Here is a 9,661-nt window from a genome sequence, read left to right on the forward strand (position 1 = left end):
TCGGGCCGTCACCCGGGCTGGGCCATTCCTCACGGAACGCCACCATCATAAGCGCTCGCGCTAATACAAGGGTGGGCAAAGGCGCTCTTGCGCCGTGCCCACCACTTACTAATCCACGACTGCGAAAGAAGAGGTGGGGACGCTTCGCTTTGCCCACCCTACTGCGCTGAGTGGGCCGGACGAATCGGATTGCGGCATGACTTTGCCGGAATCTGATAGCGCGGTCAGCGCTGCAAAATAAGGGCAAGACGCAAGCGCGGACAACGGGATGAGCGGCGAAAGCCGCCAATGATTTGCACTACTACCTTCCGCCTATACTAAGCGCGAAAAGGCGATGCTGTAATTTCGAACGATGGCTCGCAGACGAACTGCGCATCACGAGCGTAGCGCGCTCAGGCGCCTAACATGGCGTGCACAACAACACCGCGGAGGGAATACATGACCTTTGGAACGAAGGGCTTCTTGGCTGGCATCTCGATGGTTGCGATGCTGGCCACCGCTACATCAGGCGTTCGCGCCAACGACTCCCTGCTCAAGGCACAATCCGATTCGAACCAGTGGGCCGTTGCCGGCCACGACTACGGCAACACGCGCTTCAGCCCGCTGAAGCAGATCAACACCGAGAACGCCGGCAAGCTAACGCTCGCCTATTCGTTCTCGCTGGCCTCGCTCCGTTCGAACGAATCCTCGCCGATCGTCGTCGGCAACACGCTCTACGTTTCGAGCTCCTGGGGCCCGAAATACGTCTACGCGCTCGATGCCGCCACCGGCGTGCGCAAGTGGACCTACGAGCCCGATATTCCCGAGGACGTGCTGCAATACGCCTGCTGCGACGTGAACAACCGCGGCGTCTCCTATGCCGACGGCAAGATCTTCGTCGGCCGCCTCGACGGCAAGCTGACGGCGCTCGATGCCGCGACCGGCAAGGCACTGTGGACGACGAAGGTGGTCGATTACAAGCAGGGGTCGGTCATCACCTCGCCGCCGCTCGTCGTGCGCGACAAGGTCATCACCGGTTTCGGCGGCGGCGAGTACGGCGTGCGCGGTTCGCTCCAGGCCTTCGACATCAACACTGGCAAGCAGCTGTGGCAGACCTACACCGTTCCCTCGCCGGACGAGCCCGGCGGCGACACCTGGAAGGGTGACTCCGCCCAGCATGGCGGCGGCGCGGCCTGGCTGGTCGGCTCCTACGATCCGAAGAGCGACACGGTCTATTGGGGCACCAGCAATCCCGGCCCGTGGAACACTGCGGTGCGCTCGACCGGCGACGGCAATTTCGGCAAGCTGACCAACCTCTACACCGCCTCGACGGTGGCGTTCGATCCCAACACCGGCAAGATCAAGTGGCACATCCAGACCACGCCGGCCGATGCCTGGGACTATGACGGCGTCAACGAAGCTGTGCTCGCGGATCTGAAGATCGGCGGCAGCACCGTTCCGGCGCTGATGAAGGCGGATCGCAACGGCTACTTCTTCGTCGCCAATCGCGAGACCGGCAAGGTGCTTTCGGCGGAGAAATACGTGTTCTCCAACTGGGCCAAGAAGTGGGACGTCGCCACGATGCGCGCGGTCGAGGATCCCGACAAGCGTCCAGGGCCGAACCATCCCGCCAAGGACATCTGCCCGAACCTGATCGGCGGCAAGAACTGGCAGCCGATGTCGTTCAACCCGCAGACCGGCCTCGTCTACATCCCGTCCAACAATGTCTGCATGGACTGGTCGGTCTCCGATGTCGCCTATAAGCGCGGTGTGTTCTATCTCGGCGCCGAATTCCCGACCAAGGAAGGCCCCGGCGGCTTTCTCGGCGAGCTCGTGGCCTGGGATCCGGTCGCGCAGAAGAAGGTCTGGTCGATCAAGGAAGACCTGCCGTTCAACGGCGGCACGCTGACCACCGGCGGTGGCCTCGTGTTTGCCGGCAACATCCATGGCGATTTCCGCGCCATCGATGCGAAGTCCGGCAAGGTGTTGTGGAGCAAGAATCTCGGCTCCGGCATCGGCGCAGGTCCGGTGACCTACCAGGTCGACGGCAAGCAATATGTCGCCATCGTCGTCGGCCGCACGGCTGCGCTGCCTGCGTTCCTGGGCGAGGTAGGAAAGAAGATGACGGCCGCAGCCCCCGAGGGCGGTTCGCTCTTCGTGTTCTCCGTCCAGTGACCACTCGCGCGCGTATCCTCGAGGTGACGGGATACGCGCGCGCCTTTTCCAGACGGTAGATTGCAGCAGCGGCCGATGCCTGGTGCCGCAGTGCCTGGCTCGACAAAGCTCTGGCCCAACAACGCTACGGGAGACGAGGATGCGTCCGAATCATTCTGGCATCGGTGCGAGCCGAAATCGCGCCATCGCAGGCCTGTTCGCATGTGCCGCCGCGCTGATCGTTCCGGCGTCGCCGCTGCACGCAGGCGAGGCGCAGCCGCTCCGTCTCTGCGCCGATCCGACCAATCTTCCGTTCTCGAGCGACAGTCCGTCGCAGCCGGGCTTCTATGTCGAGATCGGGCAGGCCCTGGCGCAGGCGCTCGGCCGGCCGGTCGCCTACGACTGGTACAAATCCTATTTCGGCAAGCGCACCGTGCGCGTCACGCTGCTCGGCAAGCAATGCGACGCCATGATCGGGCTGCCGCGGTCCGAGGATTTCATGGGGCCGGCCGTGATCTTCTCCAACGCGTTCGCGAAGGAGGGCTATGCCCTCGTGGCCGCCAAGGGGCAGGCGCTCGATGGGGTCGACGGCCTCAAGGGCAAGCGCGTTGCCGTGCAGTTCGCCAGCACGCCGCAAAACCTGCTCGCGAGCCGCGACGACATCCAGAAGGTGACGGTGCTGTCGCCGGAGGAAGGCATGCAGGCGCTCGATCAGGGCAAGGCCGACGTCGCCTTCATCTGGGGGCCGGTCGCCGGCTGGCTGAACAAGACCAGCTACAATGATCGCTATCAGATCCAGCTCACCGAGGGCGATGGCCTGTCATGGGATGCGGCCATCGGCTTTGCCAAGACGTCCACCGAGCTGCGTGATCGCGTCGATGCCGTCCTGCCGCAGCTTCAGAGCACCATCGGTGCGCTCGCGGTAAAATATGGCCTGCCGACCGGCCAGCCGGCGCGCTTCGGGGCGACCCAGGCGATGCCGGCGGGAACGACGACCGGGACCGGGCCCGGCGTGACGCAGACCGCCAATGTGGTGGCGACCGAGACCAAGGGCGACGCGGCCGCGCCGGGCACAGAGGCCGTCGGCTCGGGCAAGGAGATCTTCAACGGAACCTGTGCGCACTGCCACGGTCCCGACGCGGTCCAGAGCGAGCGGAAGATCGACCTGCGGCTGCTGCGTCACCGCTACGGCGACGAGATGCGCGAGAAATTCTGGACGACCGTGCATGAGGGACGGCCGACCAAGGGCATGCCGGCCTGGAAAGAGGTCTTCACCGACGACCAGTTCGACCACATCTTTTCCTTCCTGCTGACGGTCCAGTCCGAATCGAACGACTGAACGATCTTGACCGAACGCGATCGGGAGGATGTGGTAGCGTCCGTCCGGCATCATCCCGGACGCCGGACGGCTATCGCATGGATGTGCCGCTTCCGCTGCCGCAGTCGATGCGCGTGCGGTGCAGTGTTGGGAAGGCGCCATGACCAGCTTCCTGATCATCGACGATCATCCGCTGTTTCGCGAGGCGCTCGGCAATGCGGTGCGGCTGGCCTTGCCGGAGGCGCGGATCTTCGAAGCGATGTCGATCGGGGATGCCTTGCATATCCTGTCGGCCGGGCAGGGCATCGACCTCGCGCTGCTCGACCTCTCGCTGCCGGATGCGACCGGCTTCTCCGGCTTTCTGCGCTTGCGCGAGGCCTATCCGCGCCTGCCCGTCGCCATCGTGTCGAGCGAGGAGGACCAGCACGTCGTCCGCGAGGCGCTGGCGCTGGGCGCCGCCGGCTATCTGCCCAAGTCGACGTCGAAGCGTGAGCTGGCGCAATCGATCGAGGGCGTGCTGAGCGGATCGGTGTCGGTGCCGAAGGATTTCGTGGCGACGCCGCAGCGGCGGCGGGCCGATGCCGGCAACGCGCTCGAGGTCAAGCTGCGCGAGCTCACGCCGCAGCAGCTTCGCGTGCTCGACCTCCTGCGTCGCGGCTATCCGAACCGGCAGATCGCCCAGGAGCTTCAGCTCGCCGAATCCACGGTGAAGGCGCATATCACCGAGATCCTGCGCAAGCTCGGCCTGTTCAGCCGCAACAAGGCGGTCATCGAGATCGGCAAGATGGAGCTGCCCGATCCGCGCAGCCGGCCTCATGCGCGGGTCGATCGCGGTAGGCCGCAATGACGCGCGGTGTCGTCCTTGACCTGGATCAAGCCGGCGCGGCCCTGCTGAGCCATTCTCAGCACGTTCAATTCAACGCCGGCCCCGGCGGCATCTTGGGCAAGGTCTTCAGAATGGCTCATACGTGATGCGATTTCTGATCGTCGAAGACCATCCGCTGTTTCGCGAGGCGCTCGAAGGCGCGCTCAGGATGGTGGCGCCCGCAGCCGATATTCTTCAGGCGACGTCGATTGACGGCGCGCTGGAGCAGGTCGCGGCGACCACCGAGCTCGACCTGATCCTGCTCGATCTGTCGATGCCGGGCACCACGGGTCTTTCGGGCATCATCCGCATCCGCAAGGCGTTTCCCAAAATTCCCGTCGTCATCGTCTCCGGGCATCAGGATCGGCAGATCATGTCCGGCGCAATGTCGCTCGGCGTGTCCGGCTACATCCTCAAATCGTCGTCCAAGCAGGATCTGGCACAGTCGATCGGCGAGGTGCTGCGCGGCTCGGTCTGTGTTCCCGCCGCCTATCGCGGACTGGTCCGCCCACAGCGCGCGTCCGGCCCCGCGCAGGATCTCCTGAAGCGCCTGCACGAGCTGACGCCGCAGCAATTGCGCGTGCTGGAAATGCTCAAGCGCGGCCTGCAAAACAAGCAGATCGCCTATGAGCTGAAGATTTCGGAGACCACGGTGAAGGTCCACGTCTCCGACATCCTGCGCAAGCTCAACGTGCTCAGCCGCACCAAGGCCATCGTCGAAATGTCCAGAATCGATTTCGCGACGCTGGCAGCCGGAGACACCGCGGCCAGGCGCGAGCGGGCACGGCCGGACCAGCAGTGAGGCGATTTTCTCCTGCTTTGCCCCTCCAGATTGAGGACGCTCCGTTGCTAATTTCGATTGTAAATCATTGCCTTGACGATACGTAATATACTACCGGTACTGTGCATGGGGTTGTTTTCGCCATTTTTATTGGAAGCCATGTGCGCTCGCTCCGCCGCAAGCGGGGCGGGGCGAAGACCATCCGCGCGGGTTAGCTCAGCAGGAACGACAGCAGCGCCCGCATCTCGGCGGGCTTGATCGGCTTCTTCAGCACTTCGAGGCCGTGGCGGCTCGCTTCCTTCGCGGCCTTCTCGGAGTAGTCGGCCGTGATGATCATGGCCGGCGTGTCGAGCTTCAGATGCTGGCGGACATCAGCGATGGCCGACAGGCCGCTCTCGCCGTGATCGAGGTGGAGATCGGCGATCACGGCATCGGGTGCGCCGCCGAGCTCGCTGAGGCGCAGCAGCGCGTCCGCGGCCGAGCGCGTGGTCGCGACGTCGCAGCCCCATCCTTCAAGCAGGGCGGCCATCGCCTCCGAGCCGTTCGGGTCGTTCTCGATCAGCAGGATCTTGGCGCCTTCGAGCCCGCTATAGTGCCGCTCGGCGAGCTTGACCTCGTGCACCTCGTCGCTGACCTCCGCGAGGTCGGCCGGCTCCATCTCCAGGGTGAAGGTCGATCCCCTGCCGACCTGCGACGACAGCCGCACCTCGTGCCCGAGCACGGTTGCGAACCGGCGGACGATGGAGAGGCCGAGCCCGAAGCCGGCCTGGTCGGTCGCGGTCGCCTCGCCGCGCTGGAATTCGCGGAAGATTGCCTGCTGCTGCGCCTGTGCAATTCCGGGCCCGGTGTCGGAGACCTGGATGCAGATGTGGTCGCCCCTCAGCCGGCATCCCATGACGACGCCGCCGCTGCGGGTATAGCGGATGGCATTGGCAAGCAGGTTCTGCAGGATCCGCCGCAGCATCATCGCATCCGACCTCACCGCGAGCGGCGAGGTGCGGATGCGCAGGGAAAGACCCTGCCGCGCCGCGACCGGCTCGAATTCGTTGCGGAGCTGTTGGAACAGGGGCGCCAGCGCAATCGCGCGCACGTCGGGCTTGAGCGCGCCGGCGTCGAGCTTTGCGATCTCCAGCAGCGACCGCAGCAGGTCCTCCAGCATCAGCAGCGAGCGGTCGGCCTGGTCGATGAGCAGGCCCGCCTCCTGCGATTCCATCATCTCGGTCAGCGCCGACAGCGTCAGGCGCGCTGCGTTCAGCGGCTGCAACAGGTCGTGGGTGACCGAGATCAGCACCGATGATTTCAGCGAGCTTGCGGCTTCGGCCTGCTGCTTGGCGCGGTAGAGTCCCTCATTGGCGCGCTCGACCGAATGCAGCGCCTCGCGCAACTGGTGAGTCCGGTCGCGAACCTTGTGGTCGAGCGCAATCGCGGTCTCGAACAGCGAGAAGGCGTTGAGCTGCTGGTCCATCGAGCGTTCGACCCGCGACATCAGCGCGGCATTGATCTTCTTCAGCTTCGCCGCCTCGCGCCGCAGCTGGTCGATCGCATCAGGGCCCTGCCACATGTCCGTCACGACGGGCGCCTTCCGATCGCGACGCCCGTGAAGGTCTGGTTCACATGCATGGAGCCGAACTGCTCGCCATAGGTGTGAAAGCCGACGACCCGGTTCTGCCGGTACAGTTCGGACATGTCGCGGGCGAGCTGATGCTGCTCGGCGTCGAGCCGGCGGAGCAGGCACTCGAAGCCGATATAGAGCGAGACCTCTCCGATCTGGTCGCGGATCTCGGTGAAGGTGTCGCGGGTCGAGCCGACCAGGCTGCGCGACGTCGCCGCCGTCAGCACCATGCCCTCGTCGATGGCGCAGAAGAAATGCAGGGAGCCGTCCGGTTCGACGCGCTGGATCGACCGCGCGTAATAGGCGCCGCCGACGCGCACCAGCACGGGGTGGGACGCGAAGGAGAACGGATCGAGCTTGGCGTCCAGGATCCCGACCATGCGCGAATATTCCTGGGCCGCAGGCTCCGCGTTCAGCTCCCTGACCGTTCGATTTTCGATGTCGGCTTCGGTCACCACCATCTTCTGCGGGCTCGGCTCGAAATTGTCGCACTTGAAAACCCGGAACGGCAGCGAGGTGTTCAACAGGATCAGGAGGGCGGCATTGGTGTGGGCCTTGCCGTCGCAGAACACCCAGGTCTTCTCGAAGCGCATCCCGTCGCCTGCGGACCCGCCGACGACAGGAATGTCGTCGAGCGAGGCATAGATCGCGGACATCACCGCCTCTTCGCGGCGGCACAGGCCGTCGATCAACACCAGGCCGAAGGGGTTGCCGCGATCGACTTGCGGGGTGACCCGCAACAGCTCGTGCCGGAGCTCGCCGCCGATCCTGCGGCCGTCCTCGACGCGGAAGCTGTCGAGATTGAGAATGGGACGCACCGCGGCAGAGAAGTCGGCACGGCTGAACGCCAGCGCCACGACGCTATTCTCGTCCCAGCCGTCGGGGGCGAGTTCGCCCGCGGTCGTGCAACCGCAAACCTGGGTCTCGTCGAATTGCCGGGTGATCTCGGCGATGAAGTGATGGGGGTCGTAGCTGGGCGAGAGGAAGACCAGGATCAGCGCCAGCTCGTCGGATGGGAGCTGGGCGGCGAGCTCGGCCACGGCTTCATCGACGCTCGCAGCCTTCGATTTGGCAACGGCAACGCCAGACGCACCGCCAAACCGAAAATCGGTTTGCCCCACTCCGTTTCTCCCTCGAGGACCAGCCTGGTCTGACGCCAAGTGCCTGATAAGTGCCTGACAAGTCTCCAAAGAGTAAGGCGTTTTCCGGCTAGCCGCAACACGGCGCCGCTCGGCCCGGCAAGGCTGGACGCGCCCCAGAGGGCGGAAACTTCTCTCCACCCGCGGTGCAGGCCGGACGGATTTACCGCCCCTTGACGTTTCTGCCTTAATTTTCCGCACGCGTTCGGAAAGGGCTGCTTCCGGGCCGCGTGATCGTTGCAAGAACATAGGGTGGGGGTTGGAATGTCCGGGCGTGTCGCGTCGCCGTCTAAGCGCACCATATTTCCGACCCTCAGGTTCCGCGCCAAAATCATCCTGGGCTTTGCCGCAGTGCTGGTGATCTCAGCCGGCAGCATGGCTTTCGCCTATTTCGGCTTCGAGCGGGTGTCGTCCGGGGTCGGGTCCTACCGCACCAGCGTTTCCGAGGCCGACCTCGCCCGCAACATCGACCGCGAGCTGCTCGCCTATCGTTCGTCCGCCCGGTACTTCGTCGTCACCGGCAAGGAGGATGATGCCAAGGCGGCGCTGGATGCCGAGGCCAGCCTCAAGAACGCGATCGACCAGGCGATCAAGGGCGCCAAGCGGCCGGCGCGGCAGGAGAGTCTCAACAAGCTCGCCAAGGAGTTCTCCAACTTCTCGGCGACGTTTGCAAAGATCCTGCAAGCCAAGCGCGACAGCGCGCTCCTGGTCCAGAACCAGCTTCAGCGCAACGCCAATCTCCTGAAGTACAAGCTCGACGACATCGGCAACAACGCCTCCGACGCGGAGGCGCAGGCGATCGAGTTCGGCACCAAGCAGGTCAACGCCCAGTTCCAGACCGCGAGTGCCGCCGCGAGTAATTTCATCCTCAACTCCGACCAGGCGGTGGCGACAAGCGCGCTGGCGCGACTGAAGTTCGTCGAGAACTCGCTGGGCGCGGTCTATTCCATGGACGACAAGATCGTCGCCGGCCTGAAGGATGCGAAGGCTCTGCTCGCGGCCTATCGCGACGCGCTGGAGAAGCTGATCGCCAACGCCAAGATGGTCGATGAGCTCGTGACCGAGATGAGCGGCTCGGCCGGCGCAATTCTTCAGGGCGCCACCGCCATGAAGGCGGACCTCGTCGCCGAACAGCAGCGGCTGGATTCCGAATCGGAGGCGACCATCGGGCAGACCGAGCAACTGGTCCTCATGCTCGCCGTTGGCGGCACGCTGCTCGGCGCGGTTCTCGCCTTCCTGCTCGGCACCGGCATCTCGCGTCCGATGATCGCGATGTGCAAGGCGATGCGCGAGCTCGCCTCGGGCAATTTCGACGTCGTGCTGCCGGGTCTCGGCCGCAAGGACGAGATCGGCGAGATGGCCGGCGCTGTCGAGGAGTTCAAGGTCCAGGCGGTTGCCAAGGCCGAGCGCGATGCCGCCGCGAGCGAAGCCCAGAACAAGGAACTGGCCACCGCCCGCCGCTCCGAGCTGATCCGCTTTGCCGACGATTTCGAGAGCGCCGTCGGCGCCATCGTCTCCAACGTCTCGGCCTCGGCCGGGGGGGGGGGGGGGGGGGGGGGGGGGGGGGGGGGGGGGGGGGGGGGGGGGGGGGGGGGGGGGGGGGGGGGGGGGGGGGGGGGGGGGGGGGGGGGGGGGGGGGGGGGGGGGGGGGGGGGGGGGGGGGGGGGGGGGGGGGGGGGGGGGGGGGGGGGGGGGGGGGGGGGGGGGGGGGGGGGGGGGGGGGGGGGGGGGGGGGGGGGGGGGGGGGGGGGGGGGGGGGGGGGGGACCGCGACGGAAGAGCTCTCGGCCTCGGTCGAGGAGATCGGTCGCCAG

Annotated in this window: 7 protein-coding genes; 5 read left to right on the plus strand and 2 right to left on the minus strand. The window is 65.8% G+C overall.

Annotation, left to right across the window (positions count from 1 at the left end; translation table 11 throughout):
- Positions 1-438 precede the first annotated feature (438 nt).
- The 4 genes from XI09_RS09460 to XI09_RS09475 all read left to right on the plus strand — a co-directional run bounded on the left by XI09_RS09460 (position 439) and on the right by XI09_RS09475 (position 5,118).
- Positions 439-2,154, plus strand: a complete 1,716-nt coding sequence (locus XI09_RS09460; RefSeq protein ID WP_271566600.1) for a PQQ-dependent methanol/ethanol family dehydrogenase — start codon at positions 439-441, stop codon at positions 2,152-2,154.
- A 139-nt stretch (positions 2,155-2,293) separates the two neighbouring features.
- Positions 2,294-3,472, plus strand: coding sequence for a c-type cytochrome (locus tag XI09_RS09465; protein WP_271566601.1), 1,179 nt, complete (start codon positions 2,294-2,296; stop codon positions 3,470-3,472).
- Between the two features lie 139 nt (positions 3,473-3,611).
- Complete coding sequence (locus XI09_RS09470) at positions 3,612-4,298, plus strand: response regulator transcription factor (RefSeq protein WP_271566602.1); 687 nt, start codon at positions 3,612-3,614, stop codon at positions 4,296-4,298.
- A gap of 124 nt (positions 4,299-4,422) precedes the next feature.
- Positions 4,423-5,118 (plus strand): response regulator, encoded by a 696-nt coding sequence (locus XI09_RS09475; RefSeq protein WP_271566605.1) that lies wholly within the window; start codon positions 4,423-4,425, stop codon positions 5,116-5,118.
- A 190-nt stretch (positions 5,119-5,308) separates the two neighbouring features.
- On the opposite strand, the gene XI09_RS09480 is transcribed toward XI09_RS09475, so the two are convergent.
- Both XI09_RS09480 and XI09_RS09485 read right to left on the minus strand, forming a co-directional pair.
- Positions 5,309-6,658 (minus strand): hybrid sensor histidine kinase/response regulator, encoded by a 1,350-nt coding sequence (locus XI09_RS09480; RefSeq protein ID WP_271566606.1) that lies wholly within the window; start codon positions 6,656-6,658, stop codon positions 5,309-5,311.
- A 5-nt stretch (positions 6,659-6,663) separates the two neighbouring features.
- On the minus strand, positions 6,664-7,830 hold the full coding sequence (locus XI09_RS09485) for an FIST N-terminal domain-containing protein (protein WP_271566603.1): 1,167 nt from the start codon (positions 7,828-7,830) through the stop codon (positions 6,664-6,666).
- 282 nt (positions 7,831-8,112) lie between these two features.
- Between XI09_RS09485 and XI09_RS09490 the strand changes: the two genes are divergently transcribed.
- A partial coding sequence (locus XI09_RS09490; RefSeq protein ID WP_271566604.1) for a HAMP domain-containing protein occupies positions 8,113-9,661 on the plus strand: 1,549 nt, incomplete at its 3' end.

It is taken from the genome of Bradyrhizobium sp. CCBAU 11386, assembly GCF_028128955.1.
In the GTDB taxonomy this organism is placed as follows: Bacteria; Pseudomonadota; Alphaproteobacteria; order Rhizobiales; family Xanthobacteraceae; genus Bradyrhizobium.